23 protein-coding genes are annotated in these 26,750 nt (G+C 66.0%); 14 read left to right on the top strand and 9 right to left on the bottom strand.

The window, feature by feature from the left end; translation table 11 throughout:
• Positions 1 to 322 precede the first annotated feature (322 nt).
• Positions 323 to 2,002 (top strand): energy-dependent translational throttle protein EttA, encoded by a 1,680-nt coding sequence (ettA, locus tag ASG11_RS11570; RefSeq protein WP_055779235.1) that lies wholly within the window; start codon positions 323 to 325, stop codon positions 2,000 to 2,002.
• Between the two features lie 97 nt (positions 2,003 to 2,099).
• Here the strand turns inward: ettA and ASG11_RS11575 are convergent, their stop codons facing one another.
• The 6 genes from ASG11_RS11575 to ASG11_RS11600 form a co-directional block, all read right to left on the bottom strand.
• Complete coding sequence (locus ASG11_RS11575; protein ID WP_055779237.1) at positions 2,100 to 2,372, bottom strand: acylphosphatase; 273 nt, start codon at positions 2,370 to 2,372, stop codon at positions 2,100 to 2,102.
• Positions 2,373 to 2,535: 163 nt separating this feature from the next.
• Positions 2,536 to 4,179, bottom strand: coding sequence for a M28 family peptidase (locus ASG11_RS11580; RefSeq protein WP_082472829.1), 1,644 nt, complete (start codon positions 4,177 to 4,179; stop codon positions 2,536 to 2,538).
• Entirely contained in the window at positions 4,179 to 4,964 is a 786-nt protein-coding gene (locus ASG11_RS11585; RefSeq protein WP_055779243.1) for an NYN domain-containing protein, read from the bottom strand. Before ASG11_RS11585 ends, ASG11_RS11580 begins: the two co-directional genes overlap by 1 nt.
• A 70-nt stretch (positions 4,965 to 5,034) precedes the next feature.
• A complete protein-coding gene (locus ASG11_RS11590; RefSeq protein ID WP_055779246.1) occupies positions 5,035 to 5,415 on the bottom strand; it encodes a DoxX family protein in 381 nt (126 codons plus the stop codon).
• Positions 5,416 to 5,468: 53 nt separating this feature from the next.
• The gene (greB, locus tag ASG11_RS11595; protein ID WP_055779248.1) at positions 5,469 to 5,972 is read right to left on the bottom strand and encodes a transcription elongation factor GreB; all 504 of its coding nucleotides are present in this window, start codon (positions 5,970 to 5,972) and stop codon (positions 5,469 to 5,471) included.
• Between the two features lie 134 nt (positions 5,973 to 6,106).
• Complete coding sequence (locus ASG11_RS11600; RefSeq protein WP_055780770.1) at positions 6,107 to 8,089, bottom strand: lytic transglycosylase domain-containing protein; 1,983 nt, start codon at positions 8,087 to 8,089, stop codon at positions 6,107 to 6,109.
• Between the two features lie 88 nt (positions 8,090 to 8,177).
• Between ASG11_RS11600 and dapA the strand changes: the two genes are divergently transcribed.
• From dapA to ASG11_RS11650, 10 genes are all read left to right on the top strand, one after another.
• Positions 8,178 to 9,059, top strand: coding sequence for a 4-hydroxy-tetrahydrodipicolinate synthase (gene dapA / locus ASG11_RS11605; RefSeq protein WP_055779250.1), 882 nt, complete (start codon positions 8,178 to 8,180; stop codon positions 9,057 to 9,059).
• Between the two features lie 390 nt (positions 9,060 to 9,449).
• Positions 9,450 to 9,932, top strand: coding sequence for an SsrA-binding protein SmpB (gene smpB / locus ASG11_RS11610; protein WP_055779252.1), 483 nt, complete (start codon positions 9,450 to 9,452; stop codon positions 9,930 to 9,932).
• 235 nt (positions 9,933 to 10,167) lie between these two features.
• Entirely contained in the window at positions 10,168 to 10,686 is a 519-nt protein-coding gene (locus ASG11_RS11615; protein ID WP_055780773.1) for a DUF2062 domain-containing protein, read from the top strand.
• A gap of 141 nt (positions 10,687 to 10,827) precedes the next feature.
• Entirely contained in the window at positions 10,828 to 12,897 is a 2,070-nt protein-coding gene (locus tag ASG11_RS11620) for a M13 family metallopeptidase (RefSeq protein ID WP_055779254.1), read from the top strand.
• Between the two features lie 186 nt (positions 12,898 to 13,083).
• Positions 13,084 to 15,477, top strand: a complete 2,394-nt coding sequence (locus ASG11_RS11625; RefSeq protein ID WP_055779257.1) for a hybrid sensor histidine kinase/response regulator — start codon at positions 13,084 to 13,086, stop codon at positions 15,475 to 15,477.
• Positions 15,478 to 15,514: 37 nt separating this feature from the next.
• On the top strand, positions 15,515 to 15,868 hold the full coding sequence (locus ASG11_RS11630) for a response regulator (RefSeq protein WP_055779260.1): 354 nt from the start codon (positions 15,515 to 15,517) through the stop codon (positions 15,866 to 15,868).
• A gap of 134 nt (positions 15,869 to 16,002) precedes the next feature.
• Positions 16,003 to 17,112, top strand: coding sequence for a recombinase RecA (gene recA / locus ASG11_RS11635; protein WP_201781310.1), 1,110 nt, complete (start codon positions 16,003 to 16,005; stop codon positions 17,110 to 17,112).
• Between the two features lie 331 nt (positions 17,113 to 17,443).
• Complete coding sequence (locus ASG11_RS11640; protein WP_055779262.1) at positions 17,444 to 17,623, top strand: hypothetical protein; 180 nt, start codon at positions 17,444 to 17,446, stop codon at positions 17,621 to 17,623.
• 182 nt (positions 17,624 to 17,805) lie between these two features.
• Positions 17,806 to 18,519 (top strand): class I SAM-dependent methyltransferase, encoded by a 714-nt coding sequence (locus ASG11_RS11645; RefSeq protein WP_055779265.1) that lies wholly within the window; start codon positions 17,806 to 17,808, stop codon positions 18,517 to 18,519.
• A 10-nt stretch (positions 18,520 to 18,529) separates the two neighbouring features.
• Positions 18,530 to 19,168: a glutathione S-transferase family protein gene (locus ASG11_RS11650; RefSeq protein ID WP_269083387.1), complete on the top strand. Its 639-nt coding sequence runs from the start codon at positions 18,530 to 18,532 to the stop codon at positions 19,166 to 19,168.
• Between the two features lie 58 nt (positions 19,169 to 19,226).
• Here ASG11_RS11650 and ASG11_RS11655 read toward each other — a convergent pair whose 3' ends face one another.
• Positions 19,227 to 20,546: a dicarboxylate/amino acid:cation symporter gene (locus ASG11_RS11655; protein WP_055779268.1), complete on the bottom strand. Its 1,320-nt coding sequence runs from the start codon at positions 20,544 to 20,546 to the stop codon at positions 19,227 to 19,229.
• Positions 20,547 to 20,622: 76 nt separating this feature from the next.
• On the opposite strand from ASG11_RS11655, the gene ASG11_RS11660 reads away from it, so the two are divergent.
• Positions 20,623 to 21,885, top strand: a complete 1,263-nt coding sequence (locus tag ASG11_RS11660) for a M24 family metallopeptidase (protein ID WP_055779271.1) — start codon at positions 20,623 to 20,625, stop codon at positions 21,883 to 21,885.
• The gene (locus ASG11_RS11665) at positions 21,882 to 22,793 is read left to right on the top strand and encodes a diacylglycerol/lipid kinase family protein (protein WP_055779274.1); all 912 of its coding nucleotides are present in this window, start codon (positions 21,882 to 21,884) and stop codon (positions 22,791 to 22,793) included. Before ASG11_RS11660 ends, ASG11_RS11665 begins: the two co-directional genes overlap by 4 nt.
• A gap of 24 nt (positions 22,794 to 22,817) precedes the next feature.
• Here the strand turns inward: ASG11_RS11665 and ASG11_RS11670 are convergent, their stop codons facing one another.
• On the bottom strand, positions 22,818 to 23,024 hold the full coding sequence (locus ASG11_RS11670) for a hypothetical protein (RefSeq protein WP_156363748.1): 207 nt from the start codon (positions 23,022 to 23,024) through the stop codon (positions 22,818 to 22,820).
• A 100-nt stretch (positions 23,025 to 23,124) separates the two neighbouring features.
• Positions 23,125 to 23,526 carry a GFA family protein gene (locus ASG11_RS11675; protein ID WP_201781311.1) on the bottom strand — a complete coding sequence of 134 codons (402 nt, stop codon included), beginning with the start codon at positions 23,524 to 23,526 and terminating at the stop codon, positions 23,125 to 23,127.
• A gap of 107 nt (positions 23,527 to 23,633) precedes the next feature.
• Between ASG11_RS11675 and alaS the strand changes: the two genes are divergently transcribed.
• A complete protein-coding gene (alaS, locus tag ASG11_RS11680; RefSeq protein ID WP_055779281.1) occupies positions 23,634 to 26,294 on the top strand; it encodes an alanine--tRNA ligase in 2,661 nt (886 codons plus the stop codon).
• The last annotated feature ends 456 nt before the right edge of the window (positions 26,295 to 26,750 follow it).

Raw genomic sequence — 26,750 nt, forward strand, 5'->3', positions numbered from 1 at the left:
CCTACACGCCATCGGTCATGCCACCATGGGATTATGCTCCATCCAGCACCCTCGTCTCGATACCGAACTGCCCCGGCTCGCCTGCCGGATCCGTCGTCCGCTGGCCTGTCGCAACCGCAGATCGTGTGACTTTGTGTGAACTTCCGAGTCGCTGAACCCGGCCAAACCGGCCCGGCACGACCGGCGAAGATCCGGGCTACGATTCGGGCGAAGGCGTTCCAGCCCACGCATCCCTCGCGCAGGTTTGCCAATCCGCCCCGCGGCCATTACATCGCCACCCGACCTTCCCGCAGACCATTTCGCTAAGAACGGAGCAATTCCCGTGGCCGCTCAATACGCCTTCGTCATGAAGGACATGACCAAGACCTTCCCCGGTGCACCCAAGCCGGTGCTGAGCAACATCAACCTGCAATTCTACCAGGGTGCCAAGATCGGGATCGTCGGCCCGAACGGCGCCGGCAAGTCGACGCTGATGAAGATCATGGCCGGCGTGGACAAGGATTTCACCGGCGAGGCATGGCCGGGCGAGAACATCACGGTCGGCTATCTCGAGCAGGAGCCGGAGCTGGATCCGACCAAGACGGTGCTGGAAAACGTCAAGGACGGCGCACGGGCGGCGGCGGACATGGTCGATCGCTTCAACGCGATTTCCGCTGAAATGGGCGATCCGACGGACGATACGGATTTCGACGCGCTGATGGAGGAGATGGGCGACCTGCAGGCCAAGATCGACGCGATCGACGGCTGGTCGCTCGACAGCCAGCTCGAACTGGCGATGGAAGCGTTGCGCTGCCCCCCGTCGGATTCGCCGGTCAACAGCCTGTCGGGCGGCGAGAAGCGCCGCGTGGCGCTCACCCGCCTGCTGATCCAGAAGCCGTCGATCCTGCTGCTCGACGAGCCGACCAACCATCTCGACGCCGAAAGCGTCGAATGGCTGGAGAATCACCTGAAGGAATATGCCGGCGCGGTGCTGATGATCACCCACGACCGCTATTTCCTAGATAACGTTGTCGAATGGATCCTCGAAATCGATCGCGGCAAGTATTTCCCGTACGAGGGCAATTACTCGACCTATCTCGAGAAGAAGGCCAAGCGGCTCGAACAGGAGGATCGCGAGGAATCGGGCCGCAAGACCGCGATCCGCAACGAGCTGGAATGGATCCGTCAGGGTGCCAAGGCGCGCCAGACCAAGTCGAAGGCACGTATTGCCAACTTTGATCGCCTGGTCGAAGCACAGCAGAATCGCACCCCCGGCAAGGCGCAGATCGTTATCCAGGTGCCCGAGCGTCTGGGCGGCAAGGTGATCGAGGTCGAGAACGTCTCCAAGGCGTATGGCGATAAATTGCTGTTCGAGAATCTGTCCTTCACGCTACCCGCCGGCGGCATCGTCGGGGTGATCGGGCCGAACGGCGCGGGCAAATCGACGTTGTTCAAGCTGATCATCGGCAACGAGACGCCCGACAGCGGCACGATCGACAAGGGCACCACCGTCCGGCTCGGTTATGTCGATCAGAGCCGCGACCATCTCGATCCCAAGAAGAACGTGTGGGAGGAAATCTCCGACGGGCTCGATTACATGAAGGTCAACGGCCACGACCAGTCGACCCGTGCCTATGTCGGCGCGTTCAACTTCAAGGGTTCGGACCAGCAGAAGAATGTCGGCAAGCTCTCGGGCGGCGAACGCAACCGCGTCAACATCGCCAAGATGCTGAAGCGTGGCGGCAACGTGTTGCTGCTCGACGAACCGACCAACGATCTCGACGTCGAGACTTTGGGCGCGCTGGAGGAAGCGATCGAGAATTTCGCGGGCTGCGCGGTGGTGATCAGCCACGACCGCTTCTTCCTCGATCGCCTCGCCACGCACATCCTGGCGTTCGAAGGCAATTCGCACGTCGAATGGTTCGAGGGCAATTTCGCGGCCTATGAGGAAGACAAGCGCCGCCGCCTGGGCGACGCGGCCGATCGACCGACGGCATTGGCGTACAAGAAACTCACGCGCTGATCGGGGAGGGGGGCTTCAACGATGCCTCGTCATCTCCGGGCAGGTGAGGATGATCGATAGATATATAGGCCGTCGGGGCAATCCGGCGGCCTTCGCGTCAGGCGCCGAGCCGCTTGGTGAACCCCTTCAACCGCGCATCGTTGGCAGCATGGATCTCGACATTGTCGACGCGGGCCAGCGCAGGGCCTTCATGCAGCAACTGGATCATCTTCTCGACCTCGGCATCGTCGCCCGAAACGACGACCTCGACCGATTTGCCGCTGTTGCGGACATAGCCGGTGATGCCCAGCACCCGCGCCCGTGTGACTGTCCAGTTGCGATAACCCACGCCCTGCACCTTGCCGGTTACGATGATTCGGTGTGCCGCCATGTCGTCTATGCCCGTCGCCTTCGTCCGTGCGACCCCCGCCCGGCTTCGTTCGCGATGGCTATCAGCTAGCCGCCGTCGTCACAGATGGGGCGCTGAATTCCGTCGCGATTCGAACAGCTTCTGCCGTCAAACGGTCACCAGATGCGACGACCCGATCTCATCCTCATTTTCGGGCGGCACGTGTTTTGGCCCGCAAGCCGGCGAACTCCGAACCTGCGCTCCATTCCGGCCACACACCGGCCTTTGCGAGCCGCGCGCCCATGTCGTGAAACAGCGCGATGTCCTCGGCCGCGCCGCGCAGATCCCAATCCGCCGACCAGACGTCGCAGGTCTTGTGATAGCAGGCCATGTAGGCATCGAGCCAGGCTTGTCCCGCCGTCTTGCCGCCGGCCTTCAAGTCCGGCGCGCCGCCCAGCGCCATCAGCAACAGCGACGGCACGCCCTTGCGCACGACCGAGAAGTGATCGGCGCGGTAGAACAGCCCACGTTCGCTGAACGTTTCCGGCGTGATCGTTCGCCCTTGCGTTTTCGCCGCATCGGCCAGCAGCGCGTCGAGCGAGGAATTGCCCGCCCCGACCAGGATCACGTCCTTGGCCGGGCCGGCGGTCTGCAGGATATCCAGCGTCAGGTTCGCGGCGGTGGTGGCGAACGGATAAACCGGATGCGTGGCATAATATTCCGAACCGAGCAGGCCGCGTTCCTCGCCGGTCCACAATGCGAAGACCAGCGAGCGGTCCGGCGCGGGCCCGGCTTTGAACAGCCGCGCCAGTTCAAGCACGCCGGCCACGCCCAGCCCGTCATCGTTCGCACCGGGCCGGATCGTCTTGCCGGTCGCGTCGGGCTGGCCCTGGCCGTACGCATCCCAATGCGCGCCGAACATCACGCTTTCAGCCGGGCGTTTCGCGCCGGGGATCTTGGCAAGAACGTTGCCGCTCTCGATCCGATCGACCTTCACCGGCATCGAGGCAGCGAAACGCAACGGCAGCGCGACGGGCTTGAAGCTGGCCGAGCGGGCCGCCTTGCGCATCGCGTTCAGGTCGAGCCCGGCATCGGCGAACATCCGGTCGGCGACATCGTGTGCGATCCAGCCCTGCAGCGGCACGCGGCGATCCTCGGGACCGCGGACGATGTCGTAATTCTCGCCCTGATTGGCCGAAACGGTGCTCCAGCCATAGCCGGCGCCGCCGGTGTCGTGGACGATCAGCGCCGCCACCGCGCCGCGCCGCGCCGCCTCATCGAACTTGTAGGTCCAGCGGCCGTAATAGGTCATGCGTTTTCCACCGAAGCGACCGAACGCGTCCTCGCCTTCGACCGCCTCGAAATCGGGGTCGTTGACGAGGAAGACGGCGACCTTGCCCTTCAGGTCCGCGCCCTTGAAATCGTCCCATTCCGCTTCGGGCGCGGAAACGCCGTAACCCACGAACACCATCGGCGCGCCGGCGATGTCGATCTTCGGCGCAGCGCCGACGGTCGTCAGGTTGAGATCGCTCGGACGCATCAGCGGAATGCGCTTGCCGTTCGCGGCGATCAGCGCCGTTTCGCCCTCGCCGAGGCGGGTGTGGATCAAGGGCACCTTCTGCACCCAGGCACCACCGGGGCCTCCGGGTTGCAGGCCGAGCGCCTTGAACCGCGCGATGAGATATTCGATCGTCTTCGCCTCGCCCGGCGTGCCGGGGTTGCGGCCCTCGAATTCGTCGGACGCGAGCACCTTCACGGTGTCCGAAAGGCGCGCGGAATCGACGGTAAGCGGCGCCTCGGCCGCGCCGGTCAACGACAGAGCCATCAGGCCAAGGGCGATCTTGCGCATCATCGTACCCGCTTCACATAGGTGCGCCCGTCCTGCACTTCGCTGCGGAACTCGGGCAGGGTGGCGATCAGGTCGCCCAGCTTCGCGAAGCCGTAGCTGCGCACGTCGAAGCTGGAGCGGTTGCCGGCGATGCGTCCGACTTCGGACACGCTGGCAAAGCCGTCCGCGTCGCGCTTAGCCGCTTTCCATGCATCGCCGAGCAGCTTGAGCAGTTCTTCGCCAACCGGGAGGGGTTTGTCCTTGGCCGGGGTGGGCGTTGGAGCAGCGGCGGCACCCTTGGCCGGCGCAGGCTTGGCGGTCGTCGTTTTGGGCGAGATCGCCGGGGGCAGCGGCATCTCCTCCTGCACGGCGAGGCCGGTGACGTCGATGAAGCGCGTGCAGGCCTGGCGGAAACCCTCGGGCGTACGCGACGATCCGAACCCGTAGACCGGCAATCCTTCTTGGCGGATGCGCATTACCAGCGGCATGAAATCGCTGTCCGACGACATGATGCCGAAGCCGGTCACGCGACCGCGATACAGCAGGTCCATCGCATCCACCGTCATCTTCATGTCGGTGGCGTTCTTGCCCTTGGTGATGTCGAACTGCTGTTGCGGCTCGATCCCGTGCTTCAGCGTCAGCGCGGCCCAGGTCTTCAGGCCCGGCTTGCTCCAATTGCCATACGCGCGGCGCACGTTGACCGATCCGAGATCGGCCAGCACCGTCAGCACCGGATCGAGCGAGGAGGGCTGGGCATTGTCGGCGTCGATCAGAAGCGCGACGTTGCGGGAAGGTTCGTCGCTCATGGCCGTCTCCTCGGATTGTCGCGCGGAGCGGTATCAGGCGGGCGGGGGGCGTGTCACCCCCCGCCAAGCCTCATGATCTGGAACGCGTCGCGTCCACGCTCCAGGCACCCGCGCCGGCCGCTGCGAGGTACAGGAAGATGAAGCAATAGAGCATCACCGGCTCGCCGCCATTGACGCTTGGGAAGGGCGATTTGGGCGCATGGACCATGAAATAGGCGACGGCCGACATGCCCGCGAGGACAAAGGCGACCGGACGCGTCAGCAAGCCCAGCACGATCAGCGCACCGCCGGCCAGTTCCAGCACGCCCGCCACCGTAAACAACGGGTTCAGCGGCATCGGGAAGGGCGGGAGGTTGAAGAATTTCGACGTGCCGTGATGGAGAAATCCGAGCCCGGCGACGATGCGCAGCAAGGCGAGAAGCTTGGGGGACCAGGTGGCGGGAATCGGCATGGCAGACAGTCTCCGTTACGAACGTGCATTCGTTTCACTTCCGTACGGATGCGTCAATTCTCGTCCGCGAAACCCTCCGGTGACGGATAGGTGATCGCCATCACCTCATATTCGCGCTCTCCGCCGGGCAGTTCCACGCGCCGCACGTCGCCGATGCCGGCCCCGCGCAGTGCGCGGGCGAGCGGGGCGTTCCAGCCGATGCGGCCTTCGCCGGCCTCGGTCTCGTCGTCGTCGACGAGCGTCAGCGTGCGGTGATTGTCGTCCTCGTCGGCGATGGTGACGGTGGCGCCGAAATAGATTTTCGAGCGGTCGGGCTGCTGGGTCGGATCGATCACCTTGGCGGCCTTCATGCGGCGCGCGAGAAAGGCGGCGCGACGATCGATCTCGCGCAGGCGTTTGCGCCCGTAGATATAGTCGCCGTTCTCCGACCGGTCGCCATTGCCGGCGGCCCAGGAGATGACGTCGACCAGTTTGGGCCGTTCTTCACCGAGGAGTTGACGGTATTCGGCGCTGAGCACGGCATAGCCTGCCGGGGTGATGTAGTTCGGGCGATCCATTTTCTTACCGTAACCCAGCCCCGTTCGTCATCCCAGCGCAGGCTGGGATATTTATGGGGCGGGCGTAGCGTTCTCCCCGTAGAGACCCCGGCCTTCGCTGGGGTGACGAACGTTGTGGGATGGGCTTACAAACCTCAGCCCGGCCGGCCCTTGCCGAGATACCAGCTCATCTTGTTCGTCGCACTGGCCGACCGCGCCTGGGCCGGGTTCATCAGATCGTAGACGACCGCATTCTCCAGCACGCGCTGCACGTAGTTGCGCGTTTCCTGCAGCGGAATCGCCTCGATCCAGTCGACGATATCGATCGTGCCCATGCGCGGATCGCCATTGGCGCGGAGCCACTTGTTAACGTTGCCGGACCCGGCATTGTACGCCGCGATCGCCAGCGGATAGCTCGCGAAATTGCCGTAGATGCGCTGGAAATAGGTCGATCCGAGCTGGATGTTATAGTCCGTATTGGCGGTCAGCGCGGCCGGATCGTACGACATGCCGAGCTTGCCCGCCTGCTCGCGCGCAGTGCCGGGCATCAACTGCATCAGCCCGCGCGCGCCGACCCGGCTGATCGCGGCGCGATCGAACTGGCTTTCCTGCCGCGCGATGGCGTGGATCATCGACCAGTTCGCCGCCTGGTCCGCCGGCACCTTCACGCTCGGGAACGCGACCGTCGTATAATCGGTCAGCCCGTTCTGCATCGCGCTGCGCCCGACCATCACGCCGAGATCGGGCCGGCCGATTACGCGCGAAAATTCGCTGGCCAGCGCATGATCGCTGTCGCTCTTGGCGTCGATCGCGATCTGGCGGACGAACAGGCTCTGGTCCTCCCAGCGCCCGGTGGTGCCGAGATATTGCGCGGCGCGCACGACCTCGCGATTGTAGAATTTGCTGCGCGCGCTGGCGTCGATCGGCCGGGCGAGCGGCGCGGCGGGCGGGGTCAGCGACTGGCCCAGCCGCTCGATCGCCAACTGGCCGTAGAACAGATCGCGATAGCCGGCGGCGCGGGCGAACCAGGCGCGCGCATCCACCTGACGTCCGGCGGCCTCCGCCGCGCGTCCGGCCCAGTAATAGCCTTTCGACTGGGATTGCGGTGTCTGCGATCCGCGGGCGTAGCGATCGTACATGCCGATCGCGTCCGCCGGGCGGCCGGCCTTCATCGCGGTCTGCCCGGCGAGCCAGACGAGGCTGGTGTAATCGTCGCGTTCGCTCAGCGGTGCCTTCGACACGTCGGTGCCGGCGGGATAGGCATCGTCGACCTTGCTGGCGATGTCATAGGCCAGCGTCAACTGACCGTCATTGGCGGATTCGCGCGCGTTGGTCAGCAGCACGTCGTACCAGCGCCCGACATCGCCCGGCCGGGTGGCGAGAAGGCGCGGGCGGGCGAGCAGGGTGCGCGCGGCCGGGGCGGCCGCGCCGTTGCGGAGCCAGATCGCGCGATCGGCGATGAAGCCGGGATCGTTCGCGCCGGTCGCTTCGACGGAAGTTGCCAAAGTTGCCGCCTGTGGGGCATTCATGCGCAAGGCCAGGCGGGCCTCGAAAATCGGTCGTTTCAAGGGGCTTACGAAGAAAATCTGGCGCTGGGCCGATTGCAGGCTGTTCTGCCAGAGCAATTTGTCCATCCGCGCGTCCTGATCGAGCGGGCCGAAGGCGGAGGAGAAATCGGCCTGAAGCTTGGCCTCGTCGGTGGCGGCGAGCGATCCACCGACCCACGCCTTGCGCGCCGCCGCATTGGCCTCGTCGCGGAAGCCGCTCATCGCCAGGGCACTGGCGAACGCCGTGCCGCCCGCGCCCGAACGCGGCGGGAAGCGACGGAAGAAGGCGACCACGGTGGAGGGCGCCCAGGCACCCTTGGCCAATGCGCGCTCGGCCGTGTCGCGCAGACCCGTTTCGCCCGGCCAGCCGGGATGCGCGAGCAGGAAACGGGCGTAATTCTCGAACGGATAGCCGGGCGACTGGCGCAGCGATTGCCACTCGACCACCGCCGAGGCGAGAGCGGCATCCTGCGACGGGGTCTGGCCCTCCAGCATCTGCTGCACGCGGCCCCAGCCGAGCTGTTCCTGCCCGGCCGCCATCAGGCCGGCTGCGGTGGCAAACATCAGGGCGGTCTTGAACAGCGGTATCATGTGGACAGGATATGCCATCGCTTCGTATCTGTCGCCCACCAAAAGCGCCGGGATCGGCGGATTGTCGCACCACAGGAGCAGATTAGCCATGTTTTCCGGATCGATCCCGGCGCTCGTCACCCCGTTCGAATCCGACGGGTCGTTCGCGGAACAAACCTATCGCGATTTCATCGAATGGCAGATCGCGGAAGGATCGAACGGCCTGGTCCCCTGCGGCACCACCGGCGAGGCGGCGACGCTGTCGGCCGAGGAGCATTTCCATGCCGTGCGGGTGTGCGTCGATCAGGCGAAGGGTCGCGTGCCGGTGATCGCCGGGGCCGGTTCCAACGACACGCGGGTGGCGATCGCCAACATCCGGGCGGCCAGGGATGCGGGCGCCGATGCCGCGCTGATGGTGCCGCCATATTACAACCGCCCGAACCAGGACGGCATCTTCCGCCATTTCGAGGCGGTGGTGCAGTCCTGCGATCTGCCGATCGTGCTGTACAATGTGCCGGGCCGGACGGTGACCGACATCGCGGTCGAGACGGTCGCGCGCATCGCCAAGGCGTTCCCGAGCGTGGTAGGCATCAAGGACGCGACCGGCGTGATCCAGCGCGCCTCGGCCCAGCGGATCGCGGCGGGGGCGGATTTCTGCCAATTGTCGGGGAATGACGACATGGCGCTGGCGTTCAACGCGTCGGGCGGGGTCGGCTGCATCTCGGTCACGGCGAACGTCGCGCCGCGCCTGTGCGCCGAATTCCAGGCGGCGTGCGCGGACGAGGATTATACGCTGGCGCTGGACTTGCAGGACAAGCTGTTCCCGCTGCACGTCGCGATGTTCACCGATGCCTCGCCCGGGCCGGTGAAGTACGCGCTGGGCAAGCTGAAGCCCGAATGGCCGATGTATCTGCGCCTGCCGATGACCCCGCCGAACGAAGCGAGCCGCGCGGCGGTGGATGCGGCGCTGGTCGCGGCGGACGTGCTGTGATCGGACGCGCGATAACGGCGTAGCCGTTCCTCCCTCGTCCCTGCGTCCTCCGCGCCTCTGCGCGAACCCTTATGTGGATAGAAAAGAGGGTTTCGCACGAAGACACGAAGACACGAAGAGCAAGAAAAAGAAGGTGTTTCTCTTCGTAGTCTTCTCTTCGTGGCTTCGTGCGAAATAGTCTTTGAAGCTGCCGCCGCCAGATCGAGAGCCGCGCGCCAGATCGACGAACCCCCGTCCGTTCGTTTCGAGCGCAGTCGAGAAAGTTGGGCACAGCGCTCGCAGCCTGTTTCTCGACTGCGCTCGAAACGAACGGGAGAGTAGGGGCGAATTCGGAATCCGCGCCCGCCGCGCTTCCCTTCCGCGTCGCCCGCGCCTACATCGCTGCCTCCCATGGCCAGACCCAAACCCGCTACCTTCGAAAAGACCAAGGTCGTCGCCGAGAACCGGCGCGCGAAGTTCGACTATTTCATCGAGACGGTATTCGAGGCGGGGATCGCTCTGGTCGGCACCGAAGTGAAGTCGCTGCGCTTCGGACAGGGCTCGATCGTCGAGAGCTATGCCGAGGTGTCCGACGGGCAGGTCGTGCTGATCAATTCCAACATTCCCGAATTCAGCCACGGCAACCGTTTCAACCACGAACCCAAGCGGCCGCGCAAATTGCTGCTGCACGAGCGCGAGATCAAGAAGATACACGGCGCGGTGGCGCGCGACGGCATGACGCTGGTGCCGCTGTCGGTCTACTTCAATCCCTCGGGCAAGGCGAAGGTCGAACTCGCGCTGGCCAAGGGCAAGAAGGCGCACGACAAGCGCGACACGATCAAGGAACGCGACTGGAAGCGGGAGCAGGGGAGGATCATGCGTGATCGTGGGTGAGCCCAGCGCTCCGAAGTACCCCGTCATCCTGAACTTGTTTCAGGATCCAGGCGCGTACACTTGCCAAACGGGCGGTGTTGTAGGGGCGGGCGACCGCGCCTGGATGCTGAAACACGTTCAGCATGACGGTGCGTTTTGAAGGCAATCCCTGATCAGGACCAACTGACGGTTTCGCTTGGTCGTGGCTGAAAAACCCGGCCTGCCCGCCCGCCTCGCCGCATGGTGGCGCCGGTCGATGCCGACGCGCGAGAGCCTGGAGGGCAATCGCTATCTCAAGCCGGTGGCGCACCGCGTGCTGGCGCCCGAATTGTGGCGCTTCACCCGGCGTTCGGTGCCGCGCGGCGTCGCGCTGGGCATGGTGACGGGAATTCTGTTTCCCGTGGCGCAGATCGTTCTTTCGGCGGTGCTCGCTTTGCCGTTCCGCGCCAATATCCCGACCGCCGCGGCGACAACGTTCATCACCAATCCGCTGACGACGCCGCCTTTGTGGGTCGCGGCCTATTGGATCGGCAAGACGGTGCTTCGGCTCGATCAGGCCGTGCCGGGCGATCCGATCGCGCAGACCGTGGCGGCCAATACCGACTGGATCCACTGGCTTTGGGCGGGCGCGCTGCCGGCGACGATCGTCGGGCTGGTGGTGATCACCGTCGCGCTGTCGGTCGCCGGCTACGCGCTGACGGCGCTCGGCTGGCGGCTGTGGATCGGGCATAAATGGCGCAATCGGCACAACCGCGCGGAGGCCTTCGAGGGCTGACTCGATATTTCTCCCCTGCTTCCAGGGAGGAGAGTCGACAGCCGTCATCCCGGCATCCGGTAAAATTTGTTACCACTATTTGACAAGCGTATTGGCGACGTAGAACACACGCGGCATCCCGCTCTTTCGGAGTCGCCGTATATGAACCGTTCGCTCGCCATCGTTCTTCTGTCCGCCACCGCGCTCGCCGGGTTCGCCGCGGCCCAAGCCAAGGATGCCAAGCCTGTCGCCAAGGCCGCGGCTCCCGCGGCACCGGCGGCCGCGCCCGCGTCCAAGCCCGCATATGGCACGTTCGGTTTCGACGAGGCTGGCATGGACCGGAGCGTGAAGCCGGGCGACAGCTTTTACGATTACGCCAGCGGCACCTGGGCGAAGACCACGCCGATCCCGGCCGACAAATCCAATTACGGCGCGTTCAACATCCTGTCCGACCTGTCCGAATCGCGCACGCGCGGCATTCTGGATGAGCAGGCCAAGATGTCGTCGTCCAAGATCGGTATCGCCTATGCGACCTATCTCGATCGCGCCGCGATCGACGCCAAGGGCCTCGCTCCGATCAAGCCGCTGATCGCCAAGATCAAGGCGACGTCGAAGGCCGGCTATTCCGCGTTGCTCGGCGAGATGGCGACGATCGGCGTGCGCAGCCCGATCGGCGGCGGCGTGGGGCAGGACGACAAGAACCCCAACGCCTATATCTTCAGCGTGTATCAGGCCGGGCTCGGCCTGCCGGATCGGGATTACTACCTCAGCAAGGATGCCAAGCTGGCCGAGGCCAAGGCAGCGTATCAGGTGCACATCGCCAAGATGCTGACGCTGGCCGGCGAGCCGGATGCCGATGCCCGCGCCAAGGCGATCGTCGATTTCGAGACCGCGATCGCGAACGTCAGCTGGACGCGCATCGACAGCCGCGATGCGACCAAGACCTATAACAAGATGACGGTCGCGCAACTGCGCAAGCTCGCGCCCGGCGTGGATTTCGACGCGATGTTCAAGGCCGGCGGCGCGGCGAACGTCACCGACCTCGTCGTCGCGCAGCCGAGCGCGGTGGCGGCCATCGCGAAACTGGTCGCCGACGCGCCGATCGGCGTGCTGCGCGATCAATTGATCGTCAACGCGCTGGGCAATTTCTCGGACGTGCTGCCCAAGGCGCTGGACGACGAGAATTTCGCCTTTTTCGGCACGATCCTGGGCGGCACGCCGCAGCAGGAAGAGCGCTGGAAGCGCGCGGTGCAGTTCACCAGCGGCGCGATGGATGACGAAGTCAGCAAGCTGTACGTCGCGAAATATTTCCCGCCCGAGACCAAGGCGGCGGCGGACCAGCTGGTGAAGAACATCATCTCGGCGATGGATTCGCGGATCGACAAGCTGGAGTGGATGGCGCCCGAGACCAAGGTGAAGGCGCATGCCAAGCTGGCCGCGTTCGTGCCCAAGATCGGTTATCCCGATCGCTGGAAGGACTATTCCGGCCTGCAGATCGTTGCCGGCGACGCGTTCGGCAACAACCTGCGCGCGAACAAGTGGCAGATCGCCTATCAGGTCGCCAAGCTGGGCAAGCCGGTCGAGCGCTGGGAATGGGGCATGACGCCGATGACGGTGAACGCCTATGCCAATTTCGGCATGGTCGAGATCGTCTTCCCGGCCGCGATCCTGCAGCCGCCCTTCTTCGATCCGGCGGCCGACCCGGCGGTGAATTATGGCGGCATCGGCGCGGTGATCGGCCACGAACTGAGCCACCATTTCGACGATCAGGGCGCGAAGTACGACGCCAGCGGAACGCTGTCCGACTGGTGGACGCCGGCCGACGTGAAAAACTTCACCGCGCTGACCGGCAAGGTCGTGGCGCAGTACGATGCGTACGAGCCGCTGCCGGGCATGCATGTGAAGGGCGCGCTGACGCTGGGCGAGAACATGGCCGATCTGGCCGGCCTGACGGTTGCGTACGACGCCTACAAGAAATCGCTGAACGGGGCGGCGGCTCCGGTGATCGACGGGTTCTCGGGCGACCAGCGCTTCTATCTCGGCTGGGCGCAGGTGTGGCGGCGCAGCTATCGCGAGGCGACGCTGCGCCAGCGCCTGCTGACCGATCCGCACAGCCCGTCCGAACAGCGCGCCTCGATCGTGCGCAACATGGACCCGTGGTACGGCGCGTTCCAGCCCAAGCCGGGCGAGAAGCTGTATCTGGCGCCGGCGGATCGCCTGAAGGTCTGGTAATCGCCACCAGCGCCATGCGCTAACCCCAACCCGTTCGTGCCGAGCGTGTCGAAGCACCGTTTTCCTTCTTCGAACGACAGGAGGAAGAACGGCCTTTCGACAGGCTGAGGGCGAACGGGGAGGGGCTGTTGCCTAACGCGCGCCTAACCCCTTGACGCCAAAGCCACAGGCTCCAAGACAAGGTCGATGGCCAGCCTCCCCGTTAGTACCGATCCCCACCCCAGCCGCACCGCCGCGCTGATCGCCGGCGGATGCGGCGTCGCGGCGGCCGCGCTCGTGCTGTGGCTGATCGGCAATATCGCCATCGCCGGCGCGTTCCTGGCCACCGGACTGATCCTTGCCGGCGGCGTGGTCGCCACGCGGCGGCTGTTTCCCGAAACGCGCGGCAAGGTGGCCGAGCCCGACTGGAGCGTGGCCCGCGCGCTCGCCGCCGCCAGCCCCGACGCGGTGGCGATCACCGACCGCGCCGGCCGGCTGATCTGCGCCAACGACCGCTATGAGGAACTGTTCGCCGGCTTCCCCACGCCGCCGGGCCTGCCGGTGGACGATAATGGCGTCGATCGCCTGAGCGTCGCCGGGCGCGCGGCGTGGCGCGACGGCAGCGCGCGGGTCGATCGCATCCTCGCGCGCGGCACGCCGCTCGCCGCGATGGTCGAGCGGGCCGGGCAGGCCGACGATCTGCTCGTCTGGCGCTTTCGCGGCGCGGAGGGGCTGGACATGGCCGCCTCGGTCGAGGGCCTGATCTCCGGGCCGACCGGCGATCGCCTCGCCGCCGCCGGCATCATGACCGCCCTGATCGGTCCGGAAGGGCGCATTCGCAGCGCCAACCGCGTGTTTCGCGCCCGGGCGATGGGGCAGGACGACAGCGCCGTCTCCGGCCGCGATTTCGCGCGTTTCCTGATCACCGACGATCACGGCCAGGTGCGCTTCGAGCGCGAGGGGCTGAGCGGCGTGCCGCTGCGCGTACTGCAGATCCCGTTCCTCGAGGGCGACGACGCGCCCTTGCTCGTCGCGTTGCTCGACGAGGAAACGAACATCGCCACCCCGGCGATCGGCGGGAACGCCACCGCGCATGTCCGCAGCCTCGTCAGCCTGATGCCGTTCGGCATGGCGTTGGTCGATCGCGACGGGCGCTTCATCCAGATGAACGACGCCTTCGCACGCGCCGCGCAGGTCGATTCGCACAGTCCGCCGCTCTATCCCGGCGATCTGCTGGTGCGCGAGGACAAGGGCGTGGTCGCCGACGCGATCCGCCGCTTCGCCAATGGCGCGACGCATTCGACCGACCTGGCCGTGCGGCTGAAGGATCATCCCGACGAGCCGGTCGCCTTGTCGATCGCCGGCGCGCGCGGGCTGGGCGAGGCGGCGGTTCTTCTCAGCCTCAAGGATAATGGCGAGGAAACCCGCCTCAAGCGCGAGGTGGCGCAGGCGACCAAGATGCAGGCGGTGGGGCAGCTCGCCGGCGGCGTCGCGCACGATTTCAACAACATCCTCACCGCGATCATCGGGCATTGCGACCTGATGCTGATGCGCCATACGCCGGGCGACAGCGATTATGACGACATCCAGCAGATCCGCGCCAATTCGAACCGCGCGGCCAGCCTGACGCGGCAATTGCTCGCCTTCTCGCGCCAGCAGACGCTGCGCCCGCAGGTGCTGCAGCTGCCGGACGTGATTTCCGAGGTGTCGAACCTGCTCAAGCGGCTGCTCGGCGAGACCGTCACGCTGACGGTCAAGCATGGTCGCAGCCTCGGTGCGGTACGGGCCGATCCGGGGCAGCTCGAACAGGTCGTCGTCAACCTCGCGGTCAATGCGCGCGACGCGATGATGTCGAAAGGCGGCGGCGGCGTCCTGTCGATCCAGACCCGGCAGATCTCCTCGGCGCAGGTCCGCCACATGGGCAACGACATCCTGCCGATCGCCGATTACGTCGCGCTGGAGATCGCCGATACCGGCACCGGCATTCCGGCCGAGATCCTGCCCAAGATCTTCGAACCGTTCTTCACCACCAAGGAAGTGGGCAAGGGCACCGGCCTCGGCCTCTCGACCGTCTACGGCATCGTCAAGCAATCCGGCGGCTATATCTTCGCCGACAACAACAAGAGCGGACCAGGCACCACCTTCACCATCTATCTGCCGGTCCATACCGCGACCGCCGCGCCCGAACCGGCGCGCGCGCCCGTTGTGGCGAAGGAAAGGCCGACCGATCTTTGGGGCACCGGCACGATCCTGCTGGTCGAGGACGAGGACATGGTCCGCGCGATCGCCGAGCGCGCGCTCAGTCGTCAGGGCTATACCGTGCTGACCGCGGAACATGGCGAGGCCGCGCTGGAAGTATTGGCCAAGAACGACCGGCCGGATTTGCTGATCTCCGACGTGATGATGCCGATCATGGACGGTCCGACGATGGTGCGACAGGCCCGCGAGCGCTATCCCGACCTTCCGATCCTCTTCATGTCGGGCTATGCCGAAGAGACGTTGCGCAAGTCGATCGATCTCGACAACGTTCAGTTCCTGGCAAAACCCTTTTCGGTGCAGCAACTTGCCGAGGCCGCCCGCGCCGTTCTGGTTGCGAAATAAGGTGGCGATAAAGGGGCGCATTGGCTAAGGCCGTGATATGACGGCTCCGCAACGCATCCTCATCGTCGAGGACGAACCCCTGATCGCGATGATGCTCGAGGATTTCCTCGAAGTCCTGGGCAAGGAGCTGGCGGGCCAGGCGGATAATGTCGGCGATGCGCTCGCTCTCGTCGCGGGCGGCGGGATCGACGCGGCGATTCTGGACGTCAACCTGCGCGGCGGCGAGAAGAGCTTCGCGATCGCCGATGCGCTGGCGGCGCAGGGCGTGCCGTTCGTCTTCGCCACCGGCGGATCGCAGGACGGCCTAGGCGACGATCACCGCGACCGCCCGACCCTGGCCAAGCCGTTCACGATGGACGGCGTGGCTAAGGCCCTGGAAGGCCTGGCCTGACCGGCTGCGGCGCGCCGGTCCGGCGTGTTGGAAATAAATTTCGTTCCACTCTTGTTCCATGAGAACAAAGGCGATACATGCTGCTTCGACGATTGAACGCAACGGGCGTTCGGTCTAGCGGTGGAGCTTCGCACATGGCGGCATCTTTGAAGGTCATCGACAGCAAAATGGCAGCATCCAACGACAAGGCCGCAGAAAAGGCCTCCGGCGAACGCGCCAAGGCGCTCGAGGCGGCGCTCGCGCAGATCGATCGCGCCTTCGGCAAGGGTTCGGCGATGAAGCTGGGGTCGAAGCAGACGATGCAGGTCGAGACGATCTCGACCGGGTCGCTCGGGCTGGACATCGCGCTCGGCGTCGGTGGCCTGCCACGCGGCCGCGTGATCGAGATCTACGGCCCGGAAAGCTCGGGCAAGACGACGCTTGCGCTTCACGTCATCGCCGAGGCGCAGAAGACGGGCGGCACGGCCGCGTTCGTCGATGCCGAACATGCGCTCGACCCGGTCTATGCCAAGAAGCTGGGCGTCAATATCGACGAGCTGATCGTCTCGCAGCCGGATACCGGCGAGCAGGCGCTGGAGATCGTCGATACGCTGGTGCGGTCGAACGCGATCGACGTGCTGGTGGTGGATTCGGTCGCGGCGCTCGTGCCGCGCGCGGAAATCGAGGGCGAGATGGGCGACAGCCATGTCGGGCTTCAGGCCCGCCTCATGTCGCAGTCGCTGCGCAAACTGACCGGATCGATCAGCCGCTCGCGCTGCATGGTGATCTTCATCAACCAGCTGCGCATGAAGATCGGCGTGATGTACGGCAATCCGGAAACGACGACCGGCGGCAACGCACTGAAATTCTACGCGTCGGTCCGTCTCGATATCCGTCGCACCGGTCAGATCAAGGATCGCGACGATATCATCGGCAACACCACCCGGGTGAAGGTGGTCAAGAACAAGGTGGCGCCGCCGTTCAAGCAGGTCGAGTTCGACATCATGTACGGTCAGGGCGTGTCGAAGATCGGCGAGATCCTCGATCTTGGCGTCAAGGCCGGGCTGGTCGAGAAATCGGGCGCGTGGTTCTCGTACGACAGCGTGCGCATCGGACAGGGTCGCGAGAATTCGAAGACCTATCTCAAGGAGCATCCGGAAATGTGCGACCGCCTGGAACTGGCGATCCGTACCCGCACCGACAAGGTGGCCGAGGAAATGATGGCCGGGCCGGAGCCCGAGGACGATACCGACGACGAGATGTGATCGCCTGCGCCCCTCTCAGGTGAGAGGGGCGGGGTTCTGGACATAGAGCTGCCCACTACCGGTTGGCCGGAAAACTCCACTCAGCGTCCAGCACAAAGAATTTCAAGGCGGCGTTCGACTGCGCGTCGCACACACATGGAAAGGCTCGCCCGCGTCGGCGAGCCTTTCGCGTTGGTTTTCGCGGACGTCCCCGGCGAGACTGTCACGGTATCTCGGCGGCAATTTCGCTCCAGCATATCAGTGTCGTCATTTCCGAGCAGGCGGGAATCCATGCTGGCCACCGCTGCGAGAATACCAGACGTCGAGACTATGGACTTTCGCCTGCGCGGAAATGACGGATTGGCGCACCTCGGATATCGGCCTCGACACCGCCTCATTCGGATCGACCACATCATTCCCGTTCGTCCTGAACTTGCCGAAGGGCCGTCCTTTCTTTTCGGCGGTAAAGAAAAAAGAACAGTGCTTCGACAGGCTCAGCACGAACGGCGGTGAGGTGAATTCGCCGGCCTGACTTTACCCGCAAACACTTGCGCCCGTTCCAACGCAGGTAGAGACTCGCGCCAAAGGAGCACGATCATCGACGCGAGCGAATGGACCGGGCCGGTCGGGGATGTCTGGGCGGCGGAATGGCGGCGGACCGATCGGACGTTCGCGGATCTGTCGCGCCACCTCGATGCCGCGATCCGGGACCGGATGGACGGTGCCGCAATGCTCGTCGGCGATGTCGGTTGCGGGGCGGGTGCCACATCGATCGCTGCGGCGCGGGCCAATTCCAAGGCGCGGATCATCGGCATGGACCTGTCCGAAGCGTTGCTCGCCGTCGCGGCGGAGCGTGCCGCCGGGCTCGACAATCTCGGCTTCGTCGCCGGGCCGGTCGAGGACATCCTCCCGCCGCTCGGCCCGTTCGACCTGATCGTATCGCGGCATGGCGTGATGTTCTTTCCCGATCCCGTGGACGGGCTCGCCGCGATGCGGGCTGGGGCGGCACCGGGCGCCGGGCTGATCTTCTCCTGTTTCCGGGCGCCGTCGCACAATCTCTGGTCGTCGGAGATCGTCGCCGCCATGCTCGACGCGCCGCCACCGCCGCCCGAAGCCTATGCCCCCGGGCCGTTCGCCTTTGCCGACGAGAAGTTCGTGCGGTCGGTACTGGCGGCGGCGGGCTGGTCGAACGCGGAGCCGCGCGCGGTGGATTTCACCTATCGTGCCGGCGAGGGCGAAGACCCGGTCGCCGATGCGGTCGCCTTCTTCACGCGCATCGGTCCCGCCGCGCGCGTGCTGCGCGATGCGCCCGCCGGACGCCGACGGGACATGCTCGACCGCGTGGCGGAGGTCTGCGCACGCTACCGCCATGGCAATGCTGTGGATTTCCCTGCCGCGGCATGGCTATGGTCGGCCGAGAACCGATAGGAGAGCGCCAGTGACCATCCCCGGGACGATCATCGTCCATCATCTCGAAAATTCGCGCTCGCAACGCATTCTTTGGATGCTCGAGGAACTCGGCCTGCCGTATGAGATCAAGCGCTACGAGCGCAACAAGCAGACCATGCTCGCACCGCCGGAACTCAAGAAGGTCCATCCGCTCGGCAAGTCGCCGGTGATCGAGGATGACGGTCGGGTCATCGTCGAAACCGGCGCGATCTGCGAGTATCTGGTCGAGAAGGCGGATGGCAGATTGGGGCCAAGCGGGCATCGCGAATCGGTGCTGCGCTACCGCCAGTTCCTGCATTATGCGGAAGGCTCGATGATGCCGCCCTTGTTGCTGTTGCTGATCCTCGGGCGGATCCCGTTCTTCGGCAAGAAGGCGATCAAGCGCGTGCAACCGATGGCGGACGCTCATCTCGATTATGTCGAAAGCGAACTCGCCTCCCGCCCCTGGTTCGCCGGCGACGAGATGACCGCCGCCGACATCATGATGAGCTTCCCGCTGGAAGCCGCGCGCGGCCGCGCCGGCCTGAACGAATCGCGTCCGGCGACGATCGCCTGGCTGAACAAGATCCACGCCCGGCCGGCGTATCAGACGGCGCTCGAGAAGGGCGGGCCTTACGCCTACGCCTGATCCCTCCCGTCCTCGCCGCCCGTGCGGCGATGGCGGGTCGGGCATCGGCGCGAAGCCCTCACCCCTGAAAACTGTCCCGATCGACCCTCGGGCCGTGTCCGGACGGCGCGGGCAGGGGATCGATCACCGGTGATTCCAGCGGATCGAGATTGCCCTCCCACTTCGCGATCACCGCGCTCGCCACCGCATTGCCCACCACGTTGGTGGCGGAGCGGCCCATGTCGAGGAAGTGATCGACCGCGAGGATCAGCAGCAGGCCGGCCTCCGGGATGTCGAAGAACGCCAGGGTCGCGGCGATCACGACCAGGCTGGCGCGCGGCACGCCGGCGACGCCCTTGGACGTGACCATCAGCACCAGCAGCATCGTGATCTGGTGCCCGATCGTCAGCGGGATGCCGTACGCCTGGGCGATGAACATCGTCGCGAAGGTCATGTAGATCATCGATCCGTCGAGGTTGAACGAATAGCCCAGCGGCAGCACGAAGCTGGCGATGCGCGGCGGCACGCCGAATTTGTCGAGCGCCTCCAGCGTGCGCGGATAGGCGGCCTCGGACGAAGCGGTGGAGAAAGCGAGCAGCAACGGCTCGCGGATATATTTCACCAGCAACGCCGTGCGCCGCCCGACGATCAGGAAGCACACGCCGATCAGCAGGCACCACAGCAGCCCCATCGCGATGTAGAACGTGCCCATGAAATAGGCGAGCCGGCCGATGATCGACGGCCCCTGTTCGGCGAGCGTCGCGGTGACGGCGGCGAACACCGCGAGCGGGGCGAAGCGCATCACATAGTTCGTCACCTGCAGCATCACCTGCGCCAGCGCATCGACGCCGCGCACCAACGGCGCGGCCTTCTCGCCCACCGCGGTGATGCCGACGCCGACGAACAGCGAGAAGACGACGATCTGCAGGATCTCGTTCTTGGCCATCGCGTCGACCATCGACGACGGCACGATATGGGTGATGAAATCCTTGATGTTGAACGCGGCACGATCCACGCCGCTGGCCGCATCGACCGGCGGGACCGGAATGGCGAGGCCGACGCCCGGCTGGAACAGATTGACCAGGATCAGCCCCAGGGTCAGCGATACCAGGCTGCAGCAGATGAACCACGCGACGGCGCGGAACCCGACGCGGCCGAGCGCCTGCGTGTCGCCCATATGCGCGATGCCGACGACGAGCGTGGAGAAAACGAGAGGCGCGATGATCATCTTGATCAGGCGCAGGAACAGCGCCGTGACGATCGAGAAATACCCGGCGATCTCGGCGGCGAACTTCGTCCCCGGCCCGCCATCGTCGTCGTAATAGCCGTTGATGGCGAGGCCGAGCGCGAGGCCGGCGACCAGCCCGATCAGGATGTAATAGGTCAGGCGCTTGCCCATGAATGCTCCGGTGTTCGTTGTCGCGGGCAAGGAAGGGGATTGCGGCGGCGCGGTCAAGCGCCGTATCGCATGATGCATGAGGCAAGCCCCCTTCAACCGCCGCCAGCTGATCGGTGCCGCTGCAGCCATGCCGTTGCTGTCGATGCCCGCCGTGCTGCGCGCCGCCGAGCCGGACCTCTCAGGCCTGTCCGACATGACCAGGGGCGTCGTGCCGATCGGCGAGGCGGAGCGGCGTGCGCGGGTCGCGCGGGCGCAGGGCTTGATGCGCGCCAACGGCATCGGCTCCGTGCTGATCGAGGCGGGCTCGTCGCTGACCTATTTCACCGGCGTGCGCTGGGGCCGAAGCGAGCGGCTGACCTGTGTCGTCCTGCCGGTCGAGGGCATGCCGTGCATCGTCACGCCGTTCTTCGAGGCACCCTCGGTGCGCGAGACTCTGGGTATCGCGGCCGATGTGCGCGTGTGGCAGGAGGATCAGGATCCGCTGGCGGTGGTCGCCGGGTTCCTGAAGGAGCGCAAGCTGGCGGTGCGACCGATCGGGATCGAGGAGACGGTGCGCTATTTCGCGGTCGACGGTCTGGCGCGCGCGCTGCCCGGGGCGAAGATCGTCTCCGCCAACCCGGTCGTGCGCGGCTGTCGCGGCATCAAGACCGCGCCCGAGATCGCGCTGATGCAGGCGGCGACCGACGTGACGATCGCCGCCTATCGCTGGACGCATGGCCGGATCGAAAAGGGCATGAGCAACGCCGATGTCGGCGCGCTGATGAACGCCGCGACGCGCAAGCTGGGCGGAAGTCCCGAATTCGCCTTGGTTCTGATCGGCGAGGCGGCGGCCTATCCGCATGGCAGCCGGAAACCGCAGATCGTCGCCGACGGGCAGATCGTGCTGATGGATTGCGGCTGCACGGTGCAGGGCTATCAATCGGACGTATCGCGCACGTTCGTGTTCGGGAGCGCCGACGCGGCGCAGCGCAAGGTGTGGGATCAGGTCGCGCGCGGCCAGCAGACGGCGTTCGCCGCTGCGAAGCTCGGCGCGACGGCGGGCAGCGTCGACGATGCCGTGCGGCGCTATTATACATCGCTCGGTTACGGCCCGGACTACAGGCTGCCGGGCCTGTCGCATCGCACCGGCCACGGCATCGGCATGGACGGGCACGAGCCCGTCAATCTGGTGCGCGGCGAGACGGCGCGGCTGGAGCCCGGCATGTGCTTCTCGAACGAGCCGGGCATCTACATCCCGGGCAAGTTCGGCGTGCGGCTGGAGGATTGCTTCCACATGACCGCGACCGGGCCGGCCTGGTTCTCGAAGCCGCCGACCTCCATCGACGCTCCGTTCGGGTGAGCGCGCCCGTCCCCGTTCTGATCCCCGTCCTGATCAACGCCGGCGGCGGGACCGCCGCGTCGAAGGGGGACAAGCTCGAAGCCGAAGTCCGCGCCGCCTTTGCCGGGGCGGGGCTCGCGATTGACCTGCAGCTGATCGAAGGCTGCGACATGCAGGACGCGGTGAAGGCGCGCGCGCACCTGCCGCTGGTCGTGGTCGGCGGCGGCGACGGCACGATCGGCTGCGCGGCGGGCGAGGTGCTGACGGGCAAGGCGGCGCTCGGCATCCTGGCGCTCGGCACGCGCAACCATCTCGCGCGCGAGCTCGGCGTACCGCTGGACCTGCCCGGCGCGGCGAAACTGATCGCCTCGGGCGAGCGGCGGCGGATCGATGTCGCGCGCGTCAACGGGCATCTGTTCATCAACAATGCCTCGATCGGCCTGTATCCGGAAATGGTGCGGCTGCGCGACGAGGAGCAGGCCCAGTTCAGGCTGCCCAAATGGCTCGCGGCGGTCCCGGCGTCGTGGGGCACGCTGAAACGGCTGCGCCACCATCGCCTGCGCCTCCACGCGCCGGGCGGGTTCAGCGACGTCGTCACGCCGATGCTGTTCGTCGGCAACAACCATTACGAGCTGAAGGCCGGCCAGGTCGGCACGCGCAGCGCGCTGGACGACGGCAAGCTCTCGGTCTTCGCGGTGGCCGAGCGGAGCCGAACGGCGCTGATCGGTTTCGCGCTGCGCACGCTGGTCGGGCGCGCCGATCGCCGGCAGGATTTCGCCGCGATCGGCGATGTCGCCGCGCTCACCGTCACCGGCCGCTCGCGCAAGGTGGATATCGCGCTGGACGGCGAGGTGATCGACCTGCCGCTGCCGCTCGAGTTCACGATCGAGCCGGGCGCCCTGGCCGTGGTGGCACCCCCGATCCCCTGAAACAGGCGGGCGCGGCGGCGGCGATCAGGGCTTCGCGCTCTCCGCCGCCGGGGGCGCGGCGGCCTCGGCGATCGCCCGCGCCGTGCCGGAGGCTGGGCGGAGCTGGAACATCTCGGTCTGGCTGATGATCACCACCGCGGCGATGATCGCCAGCACCAGCGCCATCACCCCGAGAGCGGGGCGCGACGTATAGGTCTTCGGGTTCGAGCCTCGGCCGTGCGTGCTTTTCATGAACATCTCCATTCGCGTTCAGGTGCAGAACGAAGATCGTTTGGCTGGCGGTAGAACCGATCGTGACATTTTGTTGCGAACCGCGACGCGCTGCCCGCGCTCACTCCGGATCCCGGTCGTAGACCCGGATGCTGGCCGGCAATTCCACCCAGCCATGCCGCCGGCAATCATAGACCGAATCCTCGGGCGGCGGGAAATCGGGATCGCCGAACGCACCCACCGCGACGCTCACCGACGATCGGTTACATCCCTCCTCGGTGTGGAAGAGGGACGTTCCGCAAACGGGGCAGAAGCGGAAGCGGAACCGCGCGCCGTGATCGCCGGTGCGGACATAGTCCGTCGCCTCGCCCGTCACCGTATACGGCGCGTCGAACCCGGCCAGCGCGGCGAACACGCTGCCGGTGCGCCGCTGGCAGGCGAGGCAGTGGCACACGCCGACACCGCGCAGCGCACCCGCGAGATGGATCTGCAACTGGCCGCAGCTGCACGATGCGGTGCGCACGACGTTTCTCCCGGCGGAACGTTTCCAACAGGCAAAATATGGTGGCATCGGCATATCGTCCAGCCATGGCTTGAGCGCAGGCGCGCGCTCGCCTAGATCGCTTGCCCATGACCGCACACTTCATGTCCACCAACGACATCCGCCGCTCCTTCCTCGACTATTTCGAGAATGCGGGGCACGCCCGCGTCGCCTCCGCGCCGCTCGTGCCGCAGAACGATCCAACGCTGATGTTCGTCAATGCCGGCATGGTGCCGTTCAAGAACGTCTTCACCGGGCTGGAAAGCCGCCCGTACACGACCGCGACGTCGAGCCAGAAATGCGTGCGCGCCGGGGGCAAGCACAACGATCTCGACAATGTCGGCTATACCGCGCGGCACCATACGTTCTTCGAGATGCTCGGCAATTTCTCGTTCGGGCAATATTTCAAGGACCAGGCGATCACGCACGCCTGGACGTTGCTGACCGAGGTCTGGGGCCTGCCCGCCGACAAGCTGACCGTCACCGTCTATCATACCGACGACGAGGCGTTCGAGCTGTGGCGCAAGATCGCCGGCCTGCCCGACGAGCGGATCATCCGCATCCCCACCTCGGACAATTTCTGGACGATGGGCGATAACGGACCGTGCGGGCCGTGTTCCGAGATTTTCTACGATCACGGCGATCATATTCCCGGTGGCCCGCCGGGCAGCCCGGACGAGGACGGCGATCGCTTCGTCGAGATCTGGAACCTCGTCTTCATGCAATACGAGCAGGCCGACAACGTCATCGTCGCCGATCTGCCCAAGCCGTCGATCGATACCGGCATGGGGCTGGAGCGCATCGCCGCCGTGCTGCAGGGCGTGCACGACAATTACGATACGGACACGTTCAAGGCGCTGATCGCGGCATCGGGCGCGCTGACCGGCACGGCGACGACCGGCGACAATCAGGCGAGCCATCGCATCATCGCCGATCACCTGCGTACGTCCGGCTTCCTTGTCGCGGACGGCGTGCTACCGGCCAACGAGGGGCGCGGCTACGTGCTGCGCCGGATCATGCGCCGCGCGATGCGGCACGCGCATCTGCTCGGCGCGAAGGAGCCGTTGATGCACCGGCTGGTCCCGGCGCTGATCGCCGAGATGGGCGCGGCCTATCCCGAACTGCTGCGCGCGCAGGCGTCGATCGAATCGACCCTGTTGCAGGAGGAAACCCAGTTCCGCCGCACGCTGACCAACGGCCTGCGCCTGCTGGACGAGGCGACCGCGAGCATGACGGCGGGCGATACGTTGCCGGGCGAAACCGCGTTCAAGCTCTACGATACGTTCGGCTTCCCCTACGACCTGACCGAGGATGCCCTGCGCAGCCTCGGCATGCACATCGACCGCGCCGGGTTCGACACGGCGATGGCGGAGCAGAAGCGGGCGGCGCGCGCCGCCTGGAAGGGTTCGGGCGCGAAGGCCTCGGACGATATCTGGTTCGACATCGCCGAAGTCTCGGGCGGCACCGAATTCCTCGGCTATACCGCGACGGCGGGCGAGGGGCAGGTGGTCGCTCTGGTCAAGGACGGCGCACGCGTCGAGCATGCCGCGACCGGCGATACCGTGGCGATCGTCGTCAACCAGACGCCATTCTATGGCGAGAGTGGCGGGCAGGTCGGCGATACCGGCACGATCTCGAACGACGATGGCCTGCGCGCGCACGTCACCGAAACGTCGAAGCAGTTGGGCCGCGTGTTCGTGCATCAGGCGATCGTCGACGCCGGCGGCGTCCGCGTCGGCGATACCGTGAAGCTCAACGTCGATGTCGCGCGCCGCGACCAGATCCGCGCCAATCACAGCGCCACCCATCTGCTGCACGAGGCGCTGCGCCAGCGCCTCGGCCTGCACGTCGCCCAGAAGGGCAGCCTGGTCGCGCCCGATCGGCTGCGTTTCGATTTCTCGCAGCCCAGCGCGATCGATCCGGCGCGGATCGGCGAGGTCGAGGCCGATGTGAACCACCAGATCCGCGGCAACGGCGCCGTTTCGACGCGCCTGATGACGCCCGACGAAGCGATCGAGGAAGGCGCGATGGCTTTGTTCGGCGAGAAATATGGCGACGAGGTGCGCGTCGTCTCGATGGGCGCGGAAGCGGACGGCAGGGTCTATTCGCTCGAACTGTGCGGCGGCACGCATGTCACGGCGCTCGGCGATATCGGTCTGTTCAAGGTGGTCGGCGAGAGCGCGGTGTCGAGTGGCGTGCGGCGGATCGAGGCGCTGACCGGCGAGGCGGCGCGCCACTATCTGACGTCGCGCGACGACAAATTGCGCGAGGCGGCGGCGACGCTGAAGGCGACCCCCGACGAGGTTCCGGCGCGCGTCGCGGCCCTGGTCGAGGATCGTCGCCGGCTGGAGCGCGAACTGGCCGAGGCGAAGAAGGCACTGGCGCTGGGCGGCGGGGCAGGGGCGCCTCCGGCCGGCCCGGAACAGGTCGGCGGGATCAATTTCGTCGGTCAGGTGCTGCAGGATTTCGAGGCCAAGGGGCTGCGCGGCGCAGTGGACGAAGCGAAGCAGCGCATCGGCTCGGGCATCGCCGCGATCGTCGCGGTCAACGAGGGCCGCGCCTCGATCGCGGTCGGCGTGACGCCCGATCTCGCCGGCAGCCACAATGCGGTCGATCTTTTGAAGATCGCTGTGGCGGCGCTGGGCGGTCAGGGCGGCGGCGGCCGTCCCGATATGGCACAGGGTGGTGGCCCCGACGGCGCGAAGGCGGACGAGGCGATCGCCGCGATCCGCGCGGCGCTGGCGGGGTAGAACGGGATCGTATCTCCCGACCCGTTAATGCTTATGCCATCGCGACATGTACCCCGTCCTCCTGAACATGTTTCAGGAGCCAGGCGCGGTCGTGTGCCAAGAATACGGTGTCCGTGGACCGGCTGATCGCGCCTGGATGCTGAAACGAGTTCAGCATGACGACACCTGTTTAAGTGACATAAAACTCACCCGATCATGCTGAGCTTGTCGAAGCATCGTACTTCATGCCGCGAACTCGTCGCGTGTCGATCAAGGAACGGTGCTTCGACAAGCTCAGCACGAACGGTGGAATAGGCACCAGCTTCAGGTTTCGCGGTCAACCTCACCCTTCGCCGCCCATTCCCTCCCCCCTCGGGAGAGAGCATCGGCTGGTCATGACCCCGGCATGACCTGAAATCCGGCCGCGCTATGTCCTACACGCCGGCAACTTGCTAGACAGCTAACGCTGTTTGAAAT

It is taken from the genome of Sphingomonas sp. Leaf357 (assembly GCF_001423845.1).
Taxonomy (GTDB): domain Bacteria; phylum Pseudomonadota; class Alphaproteobacteria; order Sphingomonadales; family Sphingomonadaceae; genus Sphingomonas.